The sequence below is a fragment of the Corynebacterium sp. UD i78 genome (assembly GCF_056280545.1).
In genome coordinates, this window is record NZ_JBWCED010000001.1 from 2,308,648 (window position 1) to 2,330,956 (window position 22,309).

Here is a 22,309-nt window from a genome sequence, read left to right on the forward strand (position 1 = left end):
CAAGGCCGGGGCCACCGTGACAAAGGACGCCGCCATGGTCCGCACCACCGCCGAAAAACTCCGGATCAAGCCGAACACCGAACTTCTTCTGGGCCCCTGCAGCCCCGCACAGCGTGGACTGCTGGATCCGTTGCCGGACGGGGTCACGGTGGTCGACGGCATCGACCGGGACAGCATCTGGGCCCGCGCCGAGGACTTCGGTTAGACCCTCAGCGGCAATATCTCCCTGTCGGAGACCTGGTCATCGGTGAGGTTCAAGCGGAAGAACTGACCGTCACATGTAGATCGTCATGCAGACGACGAGACCGATGATCATGATCGCGCCGAGGACCAGCGTGACCACGTCGGCGTTGGAGGAGTGCGGGATCTCCGGCTGCTGGGCCTCGAGGTCCTGCTGCTCCTGCAGGGCGGTCTCGTAGTCGGTGGCTTCGTCGTTCTTCATCAGGACACGACCTTCACAATCTCGTGGACGATGGTCACGATGCTGATCACGTAGATCAGCGCCATGAACCAGGTGTACCCCCATTTGCCGCGGTGGTCGGTGACCCAGAACCGGCGGACGCCGAGCCAGCCGTTGACCAGTGCGACCACGCACAGGGCGATGGTGATCGGGGCGGCCAGGGAGCCCATGACGCTGAGCACCGGAATGAGGATCGGGATGATCACGTAGCTGATCGTGCAGCGGATCGCGGAGACCACGATCGCCCAGCGGAACGCCCGGTGGGCACCGGCGATGGCCTCCATGTCGATCTTGTCGATCTGTTCCGGGCGGATCCGCAGCATGCGGTACATGAAACGGTCAGCGCGGCTCAGCGGCTTCGCCGTCGTGGCCGGCGTAGCCTGTGGGGTCGACGCAGCGGTGTCGGGCGACGGGGCGGTGGCGCCCGTAACGCCCTGGTTCGCGGCGACCTGGCTGGTGGTGGACATGGCCTCCAAGTTAGCAGCGTCAGCGGCCGGTGTCCTAACTGTGTGACCAGTGGGAACGGGTGAGGACATCCTTCTGCGGGGTGGGTCGCAGTCCGTACCTCTTCTCGAGAAGTCCGGGGCGTAGGACCGCCGGGGCGTCCCACAGATAGCGTTGCCGCCGCAGTTCCCGCATCATCGGCGAGAACACTCCCGCACCTCGGAGGACCCACCAGGGGATGTGGTGGACCCGGGCGTGACCGTCCGGGGCGACCGCCTCGGCCATCTGCCGCGGGGTCATGGTCAGGGCAGTGGGCGCGAGGAGGACGGCGGTGCCCCCGGGAGCCAGTTCGTCCGCATGCTCCGCCGCGGCAGCCATCGCCGAGGTGAGGTCGGGGATCCAGGTCACCGACCGCGGCACATCGGGGTCGCCGAGCATCCACACCCGCTTCCCCGCCGCGGCGGGACCCAACACGAGCAGGTGGAACGCGGAGGACGCCGGGTCGGCGGTCGGGCCGATGAGGTCGGCGGCGACGACGGACAGGGTACGTGCGGGATGTGCCGCACGGGCCGCGAGCAGGTTCACCCGGATCTCACCGAGCGGGGACGCCGGTTCCACATTTCCCCTGACCGCCCCCTCCACGGTGCCGTCATCGAGATCCTGCGCCACTGTTCCGAAGGCGTAGACGGATTCGGGGAAGACGACGGGAACACCGGCTTCCGCGGCGACGTCCATCACCGCCTGCTCCCGGTCCGGCAGATCGGTGGCCCAGGCGCGGGCGTCGTAGCTGGTGTGGATGCAGTGGAAGACCCCTGCGACGGGTTCGGCGGCCGGTCCACTGCCCGATCCACCGGTGACGGCGCGGCGGAGCAGGTCACGGTCGCCGGCGTCGCCGCGCATGAGGTCTGCCCCGTCGGGGGCATCGGTCCCACGGCGGATGACGGTGACGTGGTGGCCGGCCGCCACCAGGTCACGGGTGAGTTGGGTGCCGATCTGTCCGGCGCCGGTGACGAGGTACCGCATGGCTCTCTCCTTCATTTCGCGAGCAGTGCTCTCTTAATGCGCCCTCTCACGGTAGGTCCTTCCCGTCCAATAAGCAAGAGCAGTGCTCACTTTCTTGGTTCCGCCCTCAACGACATGCGACAATGGCATCCCATGAGCCCCGGAACCCCCAGACCCCGCCGCACCCACGCACAGGCCCGCGCCGAGATGCGCGAGGGCATCCTGCGCCTCGGGCGGGAACAGCTGGAGACCCGGGGCGCGGCCGCGCTGTCCGTCCGCGAGATCGCACGGGGTCTCGGCGTGGCATCCTCCGCGGTGTACCGGCACGTCAGCAGCCGCGAAGAGCTACTCACCCTCCTCGTCGTGGACGCCTACACAGACCTCGCCGACCGGGTGGATGCCGCACTCGCCGACAGCACCGGCAGCAACGCAGACAACACCGGCAGCTCAGGCAGCACCACCCGGCCCCTGCCGACCATGGTCCACGCGATCCGTCGTTGGGCGGTCGCGAACCCGTCACGCTGGGCCCTGATCTACGGCACCCCGGTCCCCGGCTACGCTGCCCCGGCGGACACCACCACCATCCCCGGCACCCGCGTGATGGGGGTCTTCCTCGGCATCCTCGCCGACGGCGCCGGGTCGGGAACACCGGCCGGTGACAGGCCCGCCCCCTCCCCGGAGCTGACACAGGTGCTCGCCGAGGGAACGGAGGAGCTCGGCGTCGTCGCGTCCCCCCGGACCGCCGCGGACGGCGTCCTGGCGTGGAGCAGCCTCATCGGCCTCATCAGCGCCGAGATCTTCGGGCAGCTGGGGCCGGAACTCACCGCCCTGGGTGGGGAACTGCTCGACCGGTGGATCGCGGACACCACCTGTCACTTCGGACTGGGCTGACAGCCTCATCGAGGACCATGCGCCAGCGTTCCTGCACCCCGTCGTCGGCGGAGAGGGGTCTGGCGTACCAGGTACGGAACACGTCGGTGAGCCACGACCACTGCGGGTAAGCGAGGAGTTTCTTCTGGCAGAGGCGACAGAGATCTGTCGATCATGGCGCATAACTACCTGCACTGTGACCAACAAACTCAGAGCCTGTGGGGACGAGGCGTGAAGAAGCCCCCGACATAGCGCGAGCCGCGGGCCTCACCTACGGCGAGTAGTGCTGCGGCCCACTTCCAACCCTTCCGCAAAGAGGCGGCTTCGTCAGCGGCGTTACCCTCACACCGGCACTGCTGCAATGCCTGTCCTGCCATGCCGTCTGATCTGAAACAGCACCACCGTCACCCCAGCTCGACCCGCGTCCACTCCCCCAGATCCCGCAGCATCTGCCGGTCATGGGTCACCACGATGACGCCCGCCTCCGTGCCCTTCACCGCCGCAGTCACCGCGTCCACGAGCACCGCCGAGAGATGGTTCGTCGGCTCATCGAGGATCAGCAGGTCAGGACGCTCCGACAGGACCATCGAGAGGTGGAGTCGGCGTTGCTGGCCCTGGGAGAGGCGTCCTGCCGGAGTCGACCGCGCCGCCCGGTCCAGCAGGCCGAGCGACGCGAGCCCCGGCGCCCCGTCGAAACGTGCCGCATACCGGGCGTAGACCTCCGCAGCCGCCAGATCCGGCTGCTGCCAGACCGGCTCATGCTGGGTGAGGACGCCGACCCGCACCCCGTCGTGGACGTGCACCGACCCGCTGGTGGGTTCCGCAATGCCTTCGATGACGTCCACGAGAGTTGGCTTGCCCGCACCGTTCGGCCCGGTGAGCAGCACATGCTCCCCACCGGACAGGTCGAGTGTCACCGGTTCCAGCCGCCCGGCGACAGCAACACCGTTACAGGTCAGCAACGTCTTCCCGGATGCCACGGACGCTCGCGGCCACCGCAGTTCCAGCGGAGGTTCGGGGATCTCCACGGCATGGGACGCCAGTTCCTTCTCCCGCCGGTGCAGGGTCTGGACCACACCGTCGGCCCGCGTCGCACGCTTGTGCTTGAAGTGGCCTTTCGGCGGACGCCAGTTGTCGGTGAGCCGGGCACGCGCATCAGCCACCGCAGACTCGAGACGCCGATGCTCGGCGACCTGCGCGGCGTACTCCTGCTCCCATCGCTCCCGATCCGTCCGACGACGCTCCATCCACGCGTCATAGGTGCCGGTGACCAGCAGTGGTGTGCCGTCCGCGGTCGGGTCGAGGTCGAGGAAGGTCGCCCGTCCGTCAGCGGAGAGGTCACGCAACAGTGCGCGGTCATGGGTGACCACGCCCAGCCCACCGGACCATGACGTCAACTGGTCGGTGAGGAAGCTCAACGCTGTGGCATCCAGGTGGTTGGTCGGTTCGTCGAGCAGCAGGGTGTCCGATCGGGAGGCCAGGGCACAGGCCAGGCGCACCCGGTAGCGCTGACCGTGGGAGAGTTCGACCAACGGTCTGGTCCGGTCGGTGCAGGCGTCCAGCCCGGCCAGGGCGATGTCGACGCGCCGGTGGGTGTCCCAGGCGTCGAGCATGGTGGCGCGGTCGAGGGCGTCGGCGTAGCCGTCGCCGAGATCTCCACTGGTCAATGCGTGGTCGAGGTCAGCCAGGGCGGCGTCGGACGCGGCGGTGGCGTCCGCGACAAGATCGCCGACGGTGCCGGTGGCATCCATCCCCTGGCGGACCAGGGTGAGGCTGCCGGTGCAGCGCACCTCCCCGGCGTCCGGAGTGCGGACACCGGCGAGGGTGTGCAGGAGGGTGGTCTTGCCCGTTCCGTTCTCGCCGACGATGAGCAGGCGGTCACCTGCGGAGATCGTGGCGGTGAGATCGGTGAACAGCGTCCGGTCGGCGACGGTGACGCCGAGGGAGGACGCGGACAGATGAGGGGTACGGGACATGGTGGTCTCCAGATGTCTTCCGGAGCCGGGCTGAGCAGGGTGCGGTGACGATGACCGGTCACGTACTGCGGGCAGCACGAAGCCGCCGCCCGGCTCCACGGTGTTGATGTGGGCCGGAAGACGGCGGAGAACAATTCTGTGCTGTGTGCCCGGAAACGCTCCCCGCCGTCAGCGGCGGGTGCGGAGCTTCAGGGAGGCGGTACCCGTGTAAGTGCCTGCGAACATGACCGTCACTCTAGCAGTCCCACGGCGCAGGACGCCAGGCTCTTTCGCGGCATCCCTTTCTGCAGGCCGGCATCTGCTTCTGTCACTTTTCCCCTCCGAGCCGACAGGACCAGCTGCCACTGTGCAGTTGCAGATGCCGGCGACCTCGGGGACTACCAGCGGCCCTCGGCGGGCGGGATCTGACCGGGGTTCTGCGGCGGGTACTGCTGGCCCTGATCCTGCGGCTGCTGCGGGACCTGGCCGTACTGGTTCCACTGCGGCTGGCCCGGCTGGCCCGGCTGGCCCGGCTGGCCCTGCGTGGCCTGGCCGAACTGCTGGCCGAACTGCTGGCCGAACTGCTGCTGCGGCAGGGCCGCGCCGAGAATGCCGAAGTCCACCAGCAGGTACAGCACCGACACGACGAGCAGCACCAGGCTGAAGAAGATGGCGAGGAAGACGCCGACAGAGGCGGAGCCACCGTCGAGCTTCTCGCCGCCCAGGTCACGGAACAGGCCGTAGTCGGAGACCAGGCCGACGAATGAGGTGAGCAGGGCGAGTACCGCACCTGCGGCAATGAGCAGACCACCGGTCTTCTTCCAGACGGTCGCACTGAGGACCAGCGCACCGAGGAGGATAAGAGCGAAGGTGAGTGTGGCGGCGAACAGGGGGAGCAGGCTGAGATCGCCGGCGGTAGCGGACTCCCCGTAGCCCGAGTACTCCACGGAGCGGCGTCCGAGACCGTTGACGGCCAGGTCGTTGTTCGCGTCGCCGGCGGAACGCCACTCGAGGATGTAGCTGAGCACGAGCAGCAGGAACAGGACGACGCTCGCACCTGCGACGTAGACCGGACGCAGCACCGCCGCCAGCCCGGTGGCCGGTGCCGTCGGCGCAGCAGCGGGGAGCAGCGGTTCCTGGGCCGTCAGGAAGTAGAGGACGCCGAAGGCCAGGGTCACCAGACCGACGACCAGTGCAAGGAAGATGCCGAAACTCAGGTTCCAGTCGATGGAGTCACCGTCCGGGCCTGCGCTCATGCCCATGAAGTTCCGGTCCATGCCGAAGTCCGTGAACAGGCTGATGAACGAGTAGAGCACACCGATGCCACCGGCGACGGTCAGGCACAGTGCGGCGATCTTCCGGTACGCCGTCGTCAGTGCCAGCACCGCGGCGACGACGATGAGCAACAGCACGAACAGGCCGAGGAAGTAGAAGCCCGTCACCAGGTTCCGCGTCGACTCGCCCTCATACGTGGCCTTCTGGATGCCGAATCCGTTGATGGTCGCCTTGCCGCCGTCTTCGCTGAACTTCTTCCAGCCCAGCCAGTAGGTCAGCAGGGTGAGCAGGAAGAGCACGCCGGAGGCACCGGCGACGTACAGCGGAGTGAAGAACGGACGCAGCGCGGCGAGCCCGGCCCCCTTCTGCTGCGACGCTGCCTGCTGCGCGTGCTGGCCGTACTGGTTCTGCCCCTGCTGTCCGGCCGGCCCCTCGTTCTGCGGTACCCCACCCCACGGTTGTTGATCTGCCATCGTGACTGTCTCCTTGAGTGTCTGTGGTGAGCATGGTTGGAACGTCATTCGGTTCGCGACTCTACCTATCTTCGCCTACGTTTCTGAGGGCACCCTCCAGACGGGGCAGCCGGGAGGTCACCCCTGCCCGGTCGTGGCAGACTGGGCAGGTCCGTTCCGCCTGCCCGGGACGCCGTCCGCCGACAGAAAGGCACCACCACAGTGGGACGCCACGCAGCCCCGGAAGAACACCCCGAGCACGACTCTGTACACGACCACGCGCACGACCACGCGCACAACCACGCGCAGCCGTCGAAGGAGCTCCACTCCCACGGCCACAGTCACTCCCATGACACGGGCCCGTGGATCTCCGACCCGCGCAAGATCACCTGGACGCCGTCGCGCGTCATCCTGGCGTCCTTCCTGTTCCTGGGGGCGATCGCCACGGTTATCGCCGTGACGCTGCAGTGGCCGCACGGCAAGGCCGTCACCTCCGACGGTTTCCACGAAACCTCGAATCTGGCCCAGGAGGTCTCCGAGGGCACCGTCGCCATGGAGACCACCGGTTCGTGTGCCTCGGCCCAGATCGGCAGGGTCTTCGACTCCGCCCCCACCTCCGAGGCCGTCGGCGCGGACCCCTGTGACCAGCTTATCGTCGACATCACCGACGGTCCTGACGAAGGACGCCGCACGCTGCTGGCGTCCCTGAACAACGATGAGGACGCCGACGTGAACGTCGGGGACAAGGTGCTGCTGGCCACCACCACCGACGCGGACGGCAACCGCTCCTACGCCTTCCAGGACTTCCAGCGTGGGACGCCACTGTGGATCTGGCTGGCTGTCACCATCCTCGCCATCTGCCTGGTCGGTGCGTGGCGCGGCGTGCGGGCGATTCTCGGCCTGGCGATCACGCTCTCGGTCATCGGCTTCTTCCTGCTGCCGGCGCTGGCGCGCGGTGGCAACCCGGTGATGCTGGCGATCACGGCCTGTGCGGCGGTGCTCTACCTGGTGCTGTTCCTGGTGCACGGGATGAACTGGAAGACGGCGTCCTCGTTGGGCGGCACGCTGGTCGCCATGCTCTTCGGCACCGGTCTGGCAGCACTGGCCATCGACACCTCGGAACTGCGTGGGCTGGCCGACGAGAACAACTTCCAGATCCTGCTGTATCTGCCCGGGGTGCAGGTCACGGGCCTGCTGTTGGCCGGGTTCATCCTCGGCACACTCGGTGTGCTCAACGATGTGACGGTGGCGCAGGCGTCCACGATCAGTGAGCTGCAGGCGGCGAACCCGGACGCCAGTCGGTGGAAGCTGTTCACCACCGCGATGCGGGTGGGACGCGACCATCTGGCTTCCACGGTCTACACCCTGGTGCTCTCCTACGCCGGTGCCGCACTGCCGCTGCTGGTGCTGCTCAGTGTCTCCGGACGGTCACTGACCCACATCCTCACCTCGGACATCATGGCCACCGAGATCCTCCGCTCCGCGACCGGTTCCCTGGCCCTCGTCGCCGCGGTCCCGCTGACCACCGCGATCGCCGCGGTGACGACGAGCGTGAAGAAGTCCAGGGCTGAGCCGGACGTGGTACGAACGGAGGCATGACCAAACTCGGCATCATCGGCGGCACCGGCCCGGAATCGACACTCCTCTACTACCGCGCGATCTGCGAGGGCGTGCAGGCCAGACTCGGCGATGACACCCTCCCGCAGCTCACTGTCGAGTCTCTGAGCGTCTTCGAGGTCTTCCGCTACTGCAGCGCCGGCGACCTCGACGGTCTCACCGCCTATCTTTCCGCGGGGTTCGAGGCGCTGGCCGCCGCCGGTTCGGAGGTCGCCAGCCTCACCGCGATCACCCCGCACATCGTCTTCGACCGGCTTGTCGAGGCGTCCCCTGTCCCCCTGGTCTCCGCGGTGGACGCCGTGCGCGACGAGGCCGTCGCCCGCGGGGCCGGCAAAGTGCTGCTGCTCGGCACCGGGTTCACCATGTCCCCGGAGACCAACGGCTTCTTCACCCGCCCCTTCGCCGACGCCGGCGTCGAGGTCATCCTGCCGGACGCCCCGGAGATCGACGAGATCCAGCACCGGATCGCCACCGAGCTGGAACTCGGCGTCGTCACCGACGAGACCCGCGGGAGGTTCGTGGGGATCATCGACCGGGTCCACCGCGCTGAGGGCATCGACCAGGTCGTGCTCGGCTGCACGGAACTGCCGATGGTGCTCAACGACTCCGTCTCCCCGGTCCCCTGCCTCGACACGGTCGCGATCCACACCCGGGCCCTGGTGGACGCCGCCGTCGGTAGCCCTGAGGCTTAGGGGATCAGCCCCAGCAGCGTCGACGTCAGTGCCTCGCGCTGTCCCATCGTCAGTGTCCGGTGCACATGATCGTGGACCCACAGCCCGTCCGCGGCGATCTGCACCAGGTACGCCATCCGGGCGAGTTCCCCCTCCTCGCCGTCCGCGGTAAGCTCCGCGGTCGAGGGCATCCACCGCCTGTCCACCTCGTCCCAGATCTCCGCGAACTCGGGATCCGCGACCACGTCGAGCTGAACCAGGAGTTCCGCCCGCGTGGCGGAGTGCGACATCGTCCGCACCACCGCCCGCAGCCGCGTCGCCGCGTCCACCTCGGACGCCGGGCCCCCGGCCGCGGCAACCAGGTCCTTCTCCCACTCCGCGGCGAGGTACCGGTGGATCCCGACGAGCAGGTCCCGGCGCGACGGGAAGTGGTAGACGATGCCCGACTTGGAGAAACCCGCGGCGTCCGCCAGTGACTCGTAGGTCACCGCGTCGAGGCCGGCGTCCCCGATGAGGCTGACAGCGGTGTCAAGGATGAGGTCCCTCTTACTGGTGCGCAACGGTGCCCTTCGGGTTCCCGGTGAAGCACCGGGCGGTCAGCACCGCGGCGAGCAGCGCCACGCCGCAGGTGATGGCCAGGATGTACAGGTAGGCGGAGTCGTAGGCGGCAGCTGCGTCCACCCCGAACACCGGATCATTCACGCCCAGGTCCACGTCGTGCGAGACCGACTCCGGAGCCATGAGCGTGTAGAACATGGGCATCAGACTACCGAGGATCGAAACGGAGACCAGCGTCCCGAACTCATAGGAGACCTCTTCGATGGAGGACGCCATGCCCGCCTTCGACCGCGGCGCAGACCCGATGATCGCCGTCGAGGAGACGGACATGACCATGCCCGCACCCGTGCCGATCGCCACGAAGCAGAGCACGAAGACCCACAACGGGGCGTGCTGGAAGGCCCACATACCTACACCCAGTCCAGCGGCGATGACGAGGAAGCCACCGCTGATCAGCGTCCGGAAACCGACCTTGTGCAGGTAGGCGCCACCGAAGACGGACGCCGGGATCGCCGGGAGCGCGGCGGCCGCGACGAGCAGACCGGCCTCGAGCGGGCTGAATCCGCCGGAGGTCTGGTAGCGCTGCGTGGTCATCATCTCCGCACCTGCCATGACGAACATGGCCAGCACGGCGGCCAGGGTGCCGCCGGTGAACATCCGGTTGCGGAAGATGCTGAACTCCAGCAGCGGCTCCCGCCCGTCGGAGACCAGGATGCGCTGGCGGTGACGGAACGCCGCTACACCGATGCAGCCGACCACGATCGCCAGGACGAAGAGGATCATGCTGCGGTCCGGGTTCGCCAGCTCCTTGATGCCCATGACCATGCCGACCATCGCGAACATCGCGCACAGGGAGGACGCGAAGTCCCACTTCCGGTCGCGGTTCGGCATATTAGGCGGGGCGAAGAGCAGCGTGCCGATCAGTGCGACCGCGGCGACCGGAACATTGATGAGGAAGACGGAGTGCCAGGAGTAGTGCTCCAGCAGCAGACCGCCGAGCACCGGGCCCGAGGCGGAGCCGACGACGGCGACGGACACCCAGATGCCGATGGCGGTACTGCGTTCACGCTCATCGGGGAAGATCTGGCTGATCAGCGCCAGGGTGGCGGGCATCATCGTCGCGGCGGCGACACCGAGGACGGCGCGGGCACCGATGAGGTACCCGGCATTCGGGGCGAGGGCGGCGAGCAGAGAACCGATGCCGAAGGTGGTGACACCGATGGTGAACATCAGGCGGTGTCCGATCCGGTCGCCGAGCGTGCCGGTGCCGAGGAGCAGGCCGCAGAGGACCAGCGGGTAGGCGTTGATGATCCACAGACCCTCAAGGTCGGTGGTGTGCAGTTGGGCCCGAAGCTCCGGCAGTGCGGTGTAGAGGATCGAGTTGTCGGCGCCGACAAGGAAGAGGCCGAGGCTGAGCAGCACGAGGAATCCCCATCGCCTGGCGGGCGACAGGGACGAGGTCGTGGCCATGCGGTCCCGGGCATTCAAGGTAGTACTCATAACAGTGCGTAACTGTACCGCACGTTCGGTGCAGTTATCAAGGTCAGGACATGACCCGGCAACGTAATCCACGCCACAGTCCCGGACCGCCCCAGGGCGACGACCATTGTTCTTCGTGGCGATTTACTGAATCGAAACAGAGATGCTTCCACAGGAAACATTCACCGGCGTAGAGTCACTCCGGTCGAACAAGCAACTCGTCCCCGTCACCCACCACTGGAGCCCTGAATCTTGAGCGCTACCGCACGCACCGGCATCACCCTCGGCATCGTCAACGTCAACACCAGCGTCACCATGACGCAGACCATCGTGGATGCCGCGACCGCCGTCGCCGCCCCCGATACGACCATCGTCGGTGTCACCCCCACCATCGGACCCGACTCCGTGGAAACCCATGTCGAGGCCGCCCTGTCCCAGGTCGGCGTGATCACCGCCGTCCACCGGCGCCACACCGCCCCGATCACCCTGGATACGCCGGCCATCGACGCCTGGATCATCGCCGGGTACGGCGACGAGGGTCGCGAGGCACTCCAGGAACTCGTCGACGTGCCGGTCGTCGACATCACCGAGGCCGCCGCCATCGCCGCGATGGCCGTCGGTGACCGCTACGCCGTCGTCACCACTCTCGACCGCACGGTTCCGATGATCCGGGGACGCCTCGAGCTCGCCGGGGTCCACGACCGTTGTGTCTCCGTCAAGGGCACCGGCCTCGGCGTCCTCGAACTCGAGGAAGACGCCGCACGCACCGACGGGCTCATCCTCGACCTCGCCCGCGAGGCTCTGGCCGACGGCGCAGAAGCCGTCTGCCTGGGCTGCGGCGGCATGGCCGGCCGCGCACCGGAACTCAGCACCGAACTCGGTGCACCGGTCGTCGACGGTGTCACCGCAGCGGTCGGCATCGCCGAGTCTCTGGTCCGGCAGGGGCTCACCACCTCGCGGGTCGGCACCTACGCCGCCCGCTCCCCCAAGAAGCTGTCCGGCTTCGAGGATCTCGAAATCTCTTCCGGCGCCCACGTCGCCGACAGTGCAGACAGTGCCGACAGTGCCGGCAGTGCCGACAGTGCCGACAGTGCAGAAACGGAGCTCCCATGAGCGGCATGAAAGACGAGGTCGTGTACCCGGAGGGTGCCGATCCTCAGCTGATCAACGACGACATCGCCCCGCTGAAGGAACAGAAGTGGGGCGCCTACAACATCTTCGCCTTCTGGATGTCCGACGTGCACTCCGTCGGCGGGTACACCACCGCCGGCGCCCTGTTCGCCATGGGACTGACCTCCTGGCAGGTCCTCCTCGCCCTCCTGGTCGGCATCTTCATCGTCTACTTCGCCTGTAACCTCGTCTCCCTGCCCTCGCAGCGCTCCGGTACCCCCTTCGCCGTGGTCTGCCGTGCCGCTTTCGGTATCCAGGGCGCGAAGATCCCCGCTCTGATCCGTGGCTGTATCGCGGTGGCCTGGTACGGCATCCAGACCTACCTGGCGTCCCACGCGCTGGTGATCCTCATGGTGAAGCTGCAGCCGGACTGGGCGGAGTGGGCGGACAAGGATCTCCACGGCTTCCTCGGGCTGTCCGTCCTCGGCTACATCGCCTTCGCGATTCTCTGGGTCGTCCAGGCGCTGGTCTTCTGGCGCGGCATGGAGTCCATCCGAAAGTTCATCGACTTCTGTGGTCCCGCCGTCTACATCGTCATGGCGGTCCTGGCGATCTACCTGGTCAGCGAGGCCGGTTGGGACAACGTCAACCTCAACCTCTCCGACCACCAGCTCACCGGCTTCGCCGTCTTCTCCACCTTCTGCGCCGCCGTCGCCACCACAGTGAGCTACTTCTCCGGTCCGATGCTGAACTTCGGCGACATCTCCCGGTACGGGAAGTCGCAGAAGGCGGTGAAGATCGGCAACTTCCTCGGTCTTCCGCTGAACTTCCTGGTCTTTTCGATCATGGTGGTGCTCACCGCCTCCGCGACTGTCCCGGTCTACGGCCGGATGATCACCGACCCGGTGGACACCATCGCCGAGCTGGACAACACCTACGCCATCGCCTTCGGCGCACTGACCCTGCTCATCGCCACCGTGGGTATCAACATCGTGGCCAACTTCATCGCCCCGGCCTTCGACTTCTCGACCGTCGCCCCCAGGATGATCTCCTGGCGCATGGGCGGCATGATCGCCGCAGTCGGTTCGATCTTCCTCACCCCGTGGAACCTCTACAACTCCCCGGACACCATCCACTACACACTCGACACGCTCGCCGCGTTCATCGGGCCGGTATTCGGTGTCCTCATCGCGTACTTCTACGTCATCAACCGCGGCGACCTGAACCTCCCGGCCCTGTTCGACTCCTCCCCCTCGGGCGCCTACTGGTACTCCAGGGGCTTCAACGTGAACTCGGTCATCGCGATCTGCGTGGCCGCGGTCGTGGGCATCGTCATCGTGGTCGTCCCCGCGTTCGAGGACGCCGCCACCTACACCTGGTTCATCGGCGCGATTCTCGCCGGTGTGCTCGTCATCCTGCTGGAGAACGTCCGCCCCTCGGTGATCATGCGCGACGCCGCGACGGCTGCCGAGGCCTCCCGGAACACGGTTCGCATCCTGGACTAAACTGTCTGCGTGACCTCTGCGAACTCTGCCCCTGACCCCGGCGCCCTGTGCGCCGCACTGGGACGCCACGCCGACGCACGCCTGGCTGCCACCGATGACCTGGTGCGTGGCCCGTGGGCGAACCCGGTGACCTGGCGCCAGCCCGTGCACACCGTGTACGTCCCCGCCCACCTCATGACCGGGGAGAAGCGCGACCCGCAGATCGCCCGGACCTGGGGCGACGCAGCCCGCGCAGCCCTGGAGGCCTACGGCTCCGCCGCCGATCTGGCCCTCGAGCTGGGCGTCCCTGCGCGAAATTCCGCCACCATCGGCGCGCTCACCGTCGCCAAGCTGGAGCGCGAACCCGTCGAAGACCTCCGGATCGACTTCGAGGACGGCTTCACCCAGCGTGGCGTCCCGCTCGAGGACAGGGACGCTGACGAGGACGCCCGGGCCACCGAGGCCGCGGACATCCTCGCCGACTGGCTCGACGCCGACGCTGACGGCGGTCACCCCCGCCACGCCCCCGCCTTCGCCGGGATCCGCTTCAGGTCCTTCGACCCGGCCGTCCGTGACCGTGGCCTGCGGACCCTGGTGATCGTCCTGTCCGGGCTGGCCCGACGCGGCGTCCTGAATAAGGTCCTGGCGAACGATCCCCGTGCCCTGCGCCTGACCCTGCCGAAGGTCCAGCACCACAGCCAGGTCGAGACCTTCGTCGAGATCCTGGAGCAGCTGGAGGAGACCTTCGGCGTTCCCGAAACGACCCGGATACCCTTCGAGGTGCAGGTGGAGACCCCGCAGGCCATCGTCGGCGTCAGAGGTGAGGCCGAGCCGGCACGCATTCTCGCCGCCGGGCGGGGGCGCATCCTGTCACTGCACTACGGCACCTACGACTACTCCGCCTCCCTCGGGGTGGACGCCGCCGAGCAGTCCATGGAGCACCCGGTCGCCGACCACGCCAAGGACGTCCTCCAGGTCGCGACCACCGCGGTGGGCGTGGAGCTGTCCGACGGCTCCACCAACCGCATCCCGGTCGGCTCTCCGGCGCAGATCCTCGACGGCTGGCGGATCCATCACCGCCTGGTCACCCGTCACCTGCGCCGGGCGGTCCGTCAGGGCTGGGACCTGCACGCACACCAACTCGTCACCCGACACCTGGCGACGATCGCCTACTTCCGGGCATCCTGGGAGGTCAGCGCCGAGCGACTGCGCGACTACGTCGCCGGCGACGAGACCCGCTGGATGGACGAACCCGCCACCGCCAAGGCGATGTCCGGCTACCTGCTGCGCGCCCACGCGTGCGGTGCGGTCACCGACGAAGAACTGGCCACCACCGGCGTCTCCACCGAGGACCTGCGCACCCTGCAGGTCACCGGACGACTGTAGACACAGTAGAAAGGCATCATGAGCACCCGAATCTTCCGCGCTGAACAGGCCGTCTACCTCCCGGAGGACGCCGAGACCGGCACCCGCCCCGTTCTCGGCCCCGTCACGGTCGTCATCGACGGCGAGACCATCATCTCCGTCACCCCGGGACTGACCTCCGACATCCACGCCGGGCATGACGCCGAGATCATCGACGTCCCCTCCGACCAGGTCCTCATCCCGGGGCTTGTGGACACCCACGTCCATGTCAACGAGCCGGGACGCACCGAGTGGGAGGGCTTCACCTCCGTCACGCGTGCCGCGGCGTCCGGCGGTGTCACCACCCTGCTCGACATGCCGCTGAACTCCATCCCCTCCACCGTCACCGTCGACGCCCTCGACACCAAGCAGGCCGTGGCGAAAGAGAAGGTGAAGGTCAACGTCGGTTTCTGGGGCGGAGCCGTGCCGGAGAACCTCGGAACCGGTGATCTGAAGGCCCTGTGGGACCGCGGTGTCTTCGGCTTCAAGTGCTTCCTGCTGCACTCCGGTGTCGACGAGTTCGCGCCGCTGAGCACCGAACAGCTGCACCAGGCCATGGCCGAGATCGCCGAGTTCGACGGGCTGCTCATCGTCCATGCCGAGGACGGCGAGCTCATCGACGAAGCCACCGCGCACGTAGACTCCGCCGGTGGGATCGACGAGACTTTCGACAGCTTCCTGGCGTCCCGCCCGTCGGCCTCGGAGGCGAAGGCCGTCGCCACCGTCATCGCCGCCGCCGAGGAGACCGGCTGCCGGGCGCACATCCTGCACCTGTCGGACTCCGGCTCGATCGACCAGATCTCCGCCGCCCAGGAGCGCGGTGTGCGGATCACCGCGGAGACCTGCCCGCACTACCTCTCCCTGTTCAGCGAGGAGATCCAGAACGGCGCGACGCAGTACAAATGCTGCCCGCCGATCCGGACCGCCGGCAACCGGGAACGGCTGTGGAAGGGCCTCGTCGACGGCGTCATCGGCACCGTCGTCTCCGACCACTCCCCCTGCACCGCCGAGCTGAAGCGCTTCGCCGAGGTCGCCGAGGCCCAGGCGTCCGCCCACGAGAACAACGAGCTCACCGCCTTCGCCGCGCTGGCCGCCAAGGGCAACGACCTCGGTGCCGGTGGCGCCGACCACCGTGGTTCCGGTGGTTCCTTCGGGACCGCCTGGGGCGGCATCGGCGCCGTCGAGCTGGGCCTGCCCGTCGTCTGGTCCCAGGCCCGGCTGCGCGGCCTCGGGATCACCGACGTGGTCCGCTGGATGTGCCAGAACCCCGCCGAGTGGGCCGGCCTGTCCGACCGTGGTGCGATCCAGGTCGGACGTCGCGCCGACCTGGTGCAGGTCAGCGCGGACGACGCCTTCGTCGTCCTGCCGGAGAACCTCAACCAGCGCAACAAGGTCACCGCCTACGCCCAGCGGGCACTGGCCGGTGTGGTGACCCGCAGTTACATCGGTGGCGAGACAGTCTACGTCCGCCCCACCACCCCCCGGACGCCTGCCGCCGCCGGCGAACCCGGCGACCTGGCGGTATTCCCCGCCGACGTCCGGCCTTTCACCCTCCGACCGTAGCCGTCACTACCCCGCTTAAGGAACAGTCACATGAGTGCCACCCCCACCGAACAGCCCGAGTTCACCATCTGGCCGGACCTCGCCAGCCGCGCCCTCGCCGGCTCCGTGATCTGGGCGTCCGACGAGGCCTTCGCCGAGCGCGAGAACCTCATCGCCGCCCACGAGCCCGGCTTCGACCCCGACGAGTTCGGCAACAAGGGCAAGGTCTACGACGGCTGGGAGACCCGCCGCCGCCGTCACGACGAGATCGGCGGGCACGACTCCGCCATCGTGCGCCTCGGAGTCCCCGGTCAGATCAAGGGCATTGTCGTGGACACCGCCTGGTTCAAGGGCAACTTCCCGACCCAGATCGCCGTCCAAGGTCTGACCTGCGACGAGTACCTCCCGGCCGAGGAGATCGCCGCCCTGCCGGACAGCGCCTGGACCACCCTGGTCCCCGTCAGCGACGCGAAGGGCGACCACAAGCACTACTTCGAGGTCTTCCCGGCCGGCGCCGCCGCCGAGCAGCGCTTCACCCACGTCCGCCTCGACATGATCCCCGACGGCGGTATCGCCCGCCTGCGCGTCCACGGTCAGCCGGTGCCGGACCCCCGCTTCCTGGGCTGCACCATTGACCTCGCTGCAGTGGAGAACGGTGGTCGGGTCACCGACTGCACGAACATGTTCTACTCCAGCCCGAACAACGTCATATCCCTCGGACGCACCCGGAACATGGGTGAGGGCTGGGAGAACGCCCGCCGTCGTACCGAGGGTAATGACTCGGTCACCGTGCAGCTCGCCGGTGAGGGCCGGGTGCGCTGGGTCGAGATCGACACCTCCTACTTCGTCTTCAACTCCCCCGGCGACGTCAGCCTCACCGGCATCACCGCATCCGGCGAGGAGATCGAGCTGGTCGCGAAGACCCGCGCGCTGCCGGACACCCGCCACCGCTTCCTCGTCTCCGACCCGGCCGAGGCCGAGACCGGCCCGACCCCTGTGGTCGCGGTGCGCGCCGATGTCTACCCCGACGGCGGCATCGCCCGGCTGCGCGTGTGGGGTGACCTCACCGACGAGGGACGCACCACCGTCGAGGCCCGCTGGTAGGCGTCCTCCTGCGTAAAACACCTACTGGCTGAGGTACGCGGTCCGCCTGATTCGCGTACCTCAGACAGTGGATATTCGGGGAGCGGGCGGGGGTGGTGACACACGTCTGTAACCCCTCCGTATCAGGGCTGCCTGACCCGCAGAATATGATGACAGCCATGACCGTCATCTATGATCCGACCAAGCCGGAGCGCAACCGCCCCGCCCCCCTGCCGGACGCCGAGGCCGAGACCCGCCTCTCCGCCCTCGCGGACCAGGCCCGCGCCGACATGGCGCTCATCGGCCACAACCACGACTGGGTCCCCGCCCCGGCCGAGGGGGCGTACAACGTCCTCGTCCTCGGTGCCGGCCAGGCCGGTCTGGGCTCCGCCTTCGCCCTGTCGCGCCACCGCATCGGTGCGGTGAAGGTCATCGAGGGTGGCCCGGCCCACGAGGTCGGCTGCTGGACCCGCTACGCCCGCATGCACACGCTGCGCAGCCCGAAGAACATGAAGGGTATCGAGCTCGACATCCCGTCGCTGCACACCGAGCGCTGGTTCGAGGCGAAGTACGGCAAGGAGGCGTGGGATGCCACCGACCTGGTCCCCCGTGAGGACTGGAACGAGTACCTCACCTGGTACCGCGACGTCACCGGTGCGGACGTGGACTTCAACACCACCGTCACCGCCGTCCACAAGCCGGACGCGTCAGGTTACTTCACCGTCGTCGCCACCCGCGACGGTGAGCGGGTCGAGTACCGGGCCCGGCGCGTCATCTTCTCCCTCGGGCTCAAGGGTGGTGGCGGAACCTTCCTGCCGCCGCTGGTCGAGAACCTGCCGGAGCATCTGCGCTTCCACACCGAGGACGACATCGACTTCAATGCCCTGGCCGGTAAGCGCGTCCTCGTGCTCGGCGGCGGTGCCTCCGGCTTCGACAACGCCTCCACGGCGCTGGAGGCCGGTGCCGCGTCGGTGGAGATGCACGTGCGCCGTTCCGACATCCCGCGCCAGAACTCGCTGCGCTGGATGGAATTCCCCGGCATGCAGGAGCACTTCTACGATCTGACCGACGAGCAGAAGTGGGAATTCTCCCTGTTCAACGGTGGTCTGCCGCAGCCGCCGACGCAGGCGTCCGTGTGGCGTGCCTTCTGCCACGGCAACTTCTCCATGCTCACCGACACCCGCTGGGCGGACGCGACCGTGCGCACCACCGACGGTGTCGAGGAGGTCGTCGTCACCGACGACAAGGGTGTCGAGCACGTCGGCGACGTGGTCATCTCCGCCACCGGGTACGCCGTGGACCTGGGTCTGCGTCCGGAGCTGGAGGAGTTCCTCGACGACATCGCCCTGTGGTCCGACGAATTCGGCCCGGCCGAGGGGCACCCGATGGGCGGCTGCCCCTACCTGGGCGACGGTTTCCAGTTCCAGGCGAAGGACGCAGCATCCGCCGAGGCGAAGGAGTACATCCCCCGCCTGGTGCACCTGTCCACCGGTGCCCGTGCCTCCCACGGTGTGGCCGGTAACCAGCTCTCCGGCATCTTCGCCGGTCTGACCCGCGTCGCGCAGCGGATCGCCACTGACATCACCAAGGAGAACTGGCCGACGTTCTTCGAGGAGTTCAAGGCCTTCGAGCACATCGAGATCGAGGAGGCCGGCCCGCACCGCGAGGGCGAGGCCTGGTACCCGGACGGCCCGCGGTACTGATCCTGCCTGCCGATCTACCCCTCGGCTCCGACGCGGGCCTCTTCCTCGGCAGGGGCGTCGTCTTCGTCACCGGTGAGGAAGGCGTAGCTGATGCCGGCGATCGCCGCACCGACCAGCGGGGCGAGGATGAACACCCACACCTGCGACAGTGCGTCCCCACCGGCGTACCAGGCCACGCCGAGGGAGCGGGCGGGGTTCACCGAGGTGTTGGAGACCGGGATCGAGATGAGGTGGATCAGGGTCAGCGCCAGGCCGATGGCCAGCGGCGCGAACCCGACGGGAGCCTTCTTCGAGGTCGCGCCGAGGATCACCCAGAGGAAGACGGCGGTGAGCACGACCTCCGCGACGATCACTGCAGCCAGGGAGTAGCCGTCCGGGGAGTGCTCGCCGTAGCCGTTGGTGGCGAACCCGGATTCGGAGGCGCTGAACCCGTCCTTGCCGTTGGCGATGACGAAGAGGACGCCACCGGCGACCGCACCTCCGACGACCTGGGCGATCCAGTAGGGGACGACCGCCGCCCACTCGACGCGCTTCGCGACAGCGCAACCGAGAGTGACGGCAGGGTTGAAGTGACCGCCGGAGATGTGGCCGACCGCATAGGCGCCGGTGACGACGGTGAGGCCGAAGGCCAGGGCGACACCGACGAAGCCGATGCCCATGTTGATGGTCCCGTCGGAGACGACCTTGGCGGCGAGGACGGCTGAACCGCAGCCGCCGAAGACGAGCCAGAAGGTGCCGAGGAACTCGGCCCAGAGGCGGTGGGTCATGGGAACAGGTGACATGGTGTTACTCCTGTGGTGGAAGCGTCAGATGTGAAATGGTGCACTCCCAGACCATAGCCTTCTGTCCTGGGAAACATAACCCCCTGCCACATAGATGCTGTCCCTTTACCCACGGGAAATACCGGTAACGGCCCTTTCACGTTCATGGCACAGCCCCGCAAAACCCGCCGCCTAGATTCAGTGGTGCCAGGGCGCGACGATGCCCCTGGACATACAGGACAGCGGCTCAGCCGGGTCTGCACGGCGTCGGGATGACGGAGCGAAAGACCGTAGGGGAAACCGCGTGACATGGAAGGACCACCATGGTTCAGACCACCACGCCCACCGACAACGCAACCGTCACCGACACCAACGCCGAGCTCACCCTCGAGTCGACGATGGGTGGCATCGGCACCGAGACCACCGACCGTTCCGTCCCGGTCATCGACCTCGACAACTGGGACCTCACCGACGAGCAGTGGGACGCCAAGGCCGAGGAGTTCTGGGACGCCGCAACCACCATCGGCTTCTTTCAGCTGAAGAACTTCGGCATCACCAGGGCCGAGATCGAGGATGCCTTCGCCACCTCCGCCCGCTTCTTCGCCCTGCCGAAGGAGACCCTGGAGACCGTCGCCAAGCCGAAGGGCAGGAACGTCGGCTTCGAGCACAAGTCCCAGATCCGCCCCTCGACCGGCACCCCGGACGAGAAGGAGAGCTACCAGATCACCCGCCCGCTCATGGACGGCCTGTGGCTGGACGAGGACGCCAACCCCTCCATCGACGGTTTCAAGGACGCCTCCCTCGCTTTCGAAGCGAAGTGCCACGAGGTCGCCATGCGCGTCCTCGAGTTCTTCGCCGTGAAGCTCGGCTTCGAACATGACTACTTCCGCAAGGTCCACAACCCTGCCTCCGACCTGCACCAGTGCACCCTGCGGATGATCCACTACATGGCGTTGGACGCCAAGGACAACGTCGCCGACCCGAACGGCAACCCGGTCTGGCGGGCCGGAGCGCACACCGACTTCAACCTGCTCACCCTGCTGTTCCAGACCGACGGCCAGTCCGGCCTGCAGGTCATGCCGGGTGCGGACGCCGGTCAGGACGTCCAGGCCTGGACCCCGGTCCCCGCCTTCACCGACGTGCTGACCTGCAACATCGGCGACATGCTCATGCGCTGGTCCGATGACCGGCTGAAGTCCAACTTCCACCGTGTGAAGGCCGCCGACATCGGCGTCGACATCCCCGAGCGTTACTCCATGCCCTACTTCGCCCAGGCCGACCGGGACGCCGTCATCGCCGGCCCCGAAGGCAGGTACGAGCCCATGACCGCCGGCGAGTACCTCGACATGCGCATCCAGGCGAACTTCGGCAAGGCCGAGTCCACGAAGTAGGACGTCGGGAGGACGCTGCGTTCTCCCTCCCCGCTTCTTCCCCTGCGTCCGCATCACGCACCGTGAGGTCGGTTCACCCCACCGTGAACCGACCTGACGCAGCGTGATGCCGACATCCCCCTTTCCGCTCAAGCGTTGACCTGCTCAGGAGCATCCCCATGACTGCCACCATGCCCGCACAGGGTGAAACGACCGGCCGGACCACCGACAACACAGCCAACGTCGATATCGGCTTCTCCACTGACGGATCCGCCGTCGACACGAACTTCGGCTGGCGCCACAACCTCGTCTTCGGCATCCAGCACATACTCATCATGTACGTCGGCTGCGTCTCCGTTCCGCTCGCCCTCGGCGCCGCACTCGGCCTCGACCAGGAGACCGTGGCAATGCTCGTCAACGCCGACCTCCTGGTCGCCGGCGTCATCACCCTCATCCAGTCCCTCGGCGTCGGGAAGATCGCCGGCGGACGCATGCCCATCATCGGCGGTGCCGCCTTCGTGCAGGTCGCGTCCATGATCTCCATCGGCCAGACCTACGGGCTGCCCGCCATCTGGGGCTGCATGCTCGCCGGTGGCGTGATCGGACTGGTGCTGGCCTGGCCGTTCAGCAGGCTGCTGAAGTACTTCCCGCCGCTGGTCACCGGGGCCGTGCTGCTGGTGCACGGGGTCTCGCTCATCAGCGTCTCCGCCGGCCTGTTCGTCGGCCAGCCCACGGTGGGTGGCGAGGACAATCCGGACTACGCCCGCCCGCTCTACATCGGTATCGCCGCGATCGTCGTCATCGTCGCTGTCGCGCTGACCTGCCTGGCCCGAGGAGTCATCGCCAAGGCGTCGATGATCATCGCGACGGTCGTGGGCGTCCTCGTCTGCTGGCCCGCCGGCCTGCTGGACTTCTCCGGTGTCGGGGACGAGCCACTGTTCGCCCTGGCCAAGCCGTTCCACTTCGGCACCCCGGAGTTCCCCGTCGTCGGCGTGCTGTCGATGTCCGTGGTGATGATGTTCCTGTTCGCCGAGACCATCGCCAGCGTCTCCGCGCTGTCCGAGATCAC

At 67.7% G+C, this 22,309-nt stretch carries 19 protein-coding genes and 1 pseudogene; 12 read left to right on the plus strand and 8 right to left on the minus strand.

Going from position 1 to position 22,309, the window contains the following annotated elements:
- The first annotated feature begins 34 nt into the window (after positions 1-34).
- Positions 35-205: a hypothetical protein gene (locus ACZ9GM_RS10865; RefSeq protein ID WP_476037824.1), complete on the plus strand. Its 171-nt coding sequence runs from the start codon at positions 35-37 to the stop codon at positions 203-205.
- Positions 206-274: 69 nt separating this feature from the next.
- Here ACZ9GM_RS10865 and ACZ9GM_RS10870 read toward each other — a convergent pair whose 3' ends face one another.
- Genes ACZ9GM_RS10870 through ACZ9GM_RS10880 form a run of 3 tightly spaced genes read right to left on the minus strand, consistent with a single transcriptional unit; the run spans position 275 to position 1,927 of the window.
- Positions 275-442: a hypothetical protein gene (locus tag ACZ9GM_RS10870; protein WP_291474455.1), complete on the minus strand. Its 168-nt coding sequence runs from the start codon at positions 440-442 to the stop codon at positions 275-277.
- Complete coding sequence (locus tag ACZ9GM_RS10875; RefSeq protein WP_291474456.1) at positions 442-927, minus strand: hypothetical protein; 486 nt, start codon at positions 925-927, stop codon at positions 442-444. The genes ACZ9GM_RS10870 and ACZ9GM_RS10875 overlap by 1 nt, the downstream gene beginning before the upstream one ends.
- A gap of 34 nt (positions 928-961) precedes the next feature.
- Positions 962-1,927, minus strand: a complete 966-nt coding sequence (locus ACZ9GM_RS10880; RefSeq protein WP_476037825.1) for an NAD-dependent epimerase/dehydratase family protein — start codon at positions 1,925-1,927, stop codon at positions 962-964.
- Positions 1,928-2,059: 132 nt separating this feature from the next.
- Here ACZ9GM_RS10880 and ACZ9GM_RS10885 point away from each other — a divergent pair, with 132 nt between their 5' ends.
- Positions 2,060-2,797 (plus strand): TetR/AcrR family transcriptional regulator, encoded by a 738-nt coding sequence (locus tag ACZ9GM_RS10885; RefSeq protein WP_476037826.1) that lies wholly within the window; start codon positions 2,060-2,062, stop codon positions 2,795-2,797.
- Positions 2,798-3,180: 383 nt separating this feature from the next.
- Here ACZ9GM_RS10885 and ACZ9GM_RS10890 read toward each other — a convergent pair whose 3' ends face one another.
- Together ACZ9GM_RS10890 and ACZ9GM_RS10895 are read right to left on the minus strand one after the other, a co-directional pair.
- The gene (locus ACZ9GM_RS10890; protein WP_476037827.1) at positions 3,181-4,752 is read right to left on the minus strand and encodes an ABC-F family ATP-binding cassette domain-containing protein; all 1,572 of its coding nucleotides are present in this window, start codon (positions 4,750-4,752) and stop codon (positions 3,181-3,183) included.
- Positions 4,753-5,129: 377 nt separating this feature from the next.
- Positions 5,130-6,479, minus strand: a complete 1,350-nt coding sequence (locus ACZ9GM_RS10895) for a hypothetical protein (RefSeq protein ID WP_476037828.1) — start codon at positions 6,477-6,479, stop codon at positions 5,130-5,132.
- Positions 6,480-6,680: 201 nt separating this feature from the next.
- On the opposite strand from ACZ9GM_RS10895, the gene ACZ9GM_RS10900 reads away from it, so the two are divergent.
- Together ACZ9GM_RS10900 and ACZ9GM_RS10905 are read left to right on the plus strand one after the other, a co-directional pair.
- Positions 6,681-8,057, plus strand: a complete 1,377-nt coding sequence (locus ACZ9GM_RS10900) for a YibE/F family protein (RefSeq protein WP_476037829.1) — start codon at positions 6,681-6,683, stop codon at positions 8,055-8,057.
- Complete coding sequence (locus ACZ9GM_RS10905; protein WP_476037830.1) at positions 8,054-8,767, plus strand: aspartate/glutamate racemase family protein; 714 nt, start codon at positions 8,054-8,056, stop codon at positions 8,765-8,767. The genes ACZ9GM_RS10900 and ACZ9GM_RS10905 overlap by 4 nt, the downstream gene beginning before the upstream one ends.
- On the opposite strand, the gene ACZ9GM_RS10910 is transcribed toward ACZ9GM_RS10905, so the two are convergent.
- Positions 8,764-9,306 carry a TetR/AcrR family transcriptional regulator gene (locus tag ACZ9GM_RS10910; protein WP_291474463.1) on the minus strand — a complete coding sequence of 181 codons (543 nt, stop codon included), beginning with the start codon at positions 9,304-9,306 and terminating at the stop codon, positions 8,764-8,766. The genes ACZ9GM_RS10905 and ACZ9GM_RS10910 overlap by 4 nt on opposite strands.
- Positions 9,293-10,804 carry an MFS transporter gene (locus ACZ9GM_RS10915; protein ID WP_476037831.1) on the minus strand — a complete coding sequence of 504 codons (1,512 nt, stop codon included), beginning with the start codon at positions 10,802-10,804 and terminating at the stop codon, positions 9,293-9,295. Before ACZ9GM_RS10915 ends, ACZ9GM_RS10910 begins: the two co-directional genes overlap by 14 nt.
- A 255-nt stretch (positions 10,805-11,059) precedes the next feature.
- Between ACZ9GM_RS10915 and ACZ9GM_RS10920 the strand changes: the two genes are divergently transcribed.
- From ACZ9GM_RS10920 to ACZ9GM_RS10945, 6 genes are all read left to right on the plus strand, one after another.
- Positions 11,060-11,896 (plus strand): aspartate/glutamate racemase family protein, encoded by an 837-nt coding sequence (locus tag ACZ9GM_RS10920; RefSeq protein ID WP_476038350.1) that lies wholly within the window; start codon positions 11,060-11,062, stop codon positions 11,894-11,896.
- Positions 11,893-13,398, plus strand: coding sequence for an NCS1 family nucleobase:cation symporter-1 (locus ACZ9GM_RS10925; protein ID WP_291474465.1), 1,506 nt, complete (start codon positions 11,893-11,895; stop codon positions 13,396-13,398). The genes ACZ9GM_RS10920 and ACZ9GM_RS10925 overlap by 4 nt, the downstream gene beginning before the upstream one ends.
- A 9-nt stretch (positions 13,399-13,407) precedes the next feature.
- Entirely contained in the window at positions 13,408-14,763 is a 1,356-nt protein-coding gene (locus ACZ9GM_RS10930) for a DUF6986 family protein (RefSeq protein WP_476037832.1), read from the plus strand.
- Positions 14,764-14,781: 18 nt separating this feature from the next.
- Positions 14,782-16,344, plus strand: coding sequence for an allantoinase AllB (gene allB / locus ACZ9GM_RS10935; protein WP_476037833.1), 1,563 nt, complete (start codon positions 14,782-14,784; stop codon positions 16,342-16,344).
- Between the two features lie 30 nt (positions 16,345-16,374).
- Positions 16,375-17,427, plus strand: a complete 1,053-nt coding sequence (alc, locus tag ACZ9GM_RS10940; protein ID WP_476037834.1) for an allantoicase — start codon at positions 16,375-16,377, stop codon at positions 17,425-17,427.
- 158 nt (positions 17,428-17,585) lie between these two features.
- Positions 17,586-19,109 carry an NAD(P)-binding domain-containing protein gene (locus ACZ9GM_RS10945; protein WP_291474469.1) on the plus strand — a complete coding sequence of 508 codons (1,524 nt, stop codon included), beginning with the start codon at positions 17,586-17,588 and terminating at the stop codon, positions 19,107-19,109.
- 14 nt (positions 19,110-19,123) lie between these two features.
- Here the strand turns inward: ACZ9GM_RS10945 and aqpZ are convergent, their stop codons facing one another.
- Positions 19,124-19,891, minus strand: a complete 768-nt coding sequence (gene aqpZ, locus ACZ9GM_RS10950; protein WP_291474471.1) for an aquaporin Z — start codon at positions 19,889-19,891, stop codon at positions 19,124-19,126.
- A gap of 302 nt (positions 19,892-20,193) precedes the next feature.
- On the opposite strand from aqpZ, the gene ACZ9GM_RS10955 reads away from it, so the two are divergent.
- Both ACZ9GM_RS10955 and ACZ9GM_RS10960 read left to right on the plus strand, forming a co-directional pair.
- Positions 20,194-21,261 (plus strand): isopenicillin N synthase family dioxygenase, encoded by a 1,068-nt coding sequence (locus ACZ9GM_RS10955; RefSeq protein ID WP_476037835.1) that lies wholly within the window; start codon positions 20,194-20,196, stop codon positions 21,259-21,261.
- Between the two features lie 314 nt (positions 21,262-21,575).
- Positions 21,576-22,298, plus strand: a pseudogene (locus ACZ9GM_RS10960) (solute carrier family 23 protein); the annotation flags it as partial.
- Positions 22,299-22,309 lie beyond the last annotated feature (11 nt).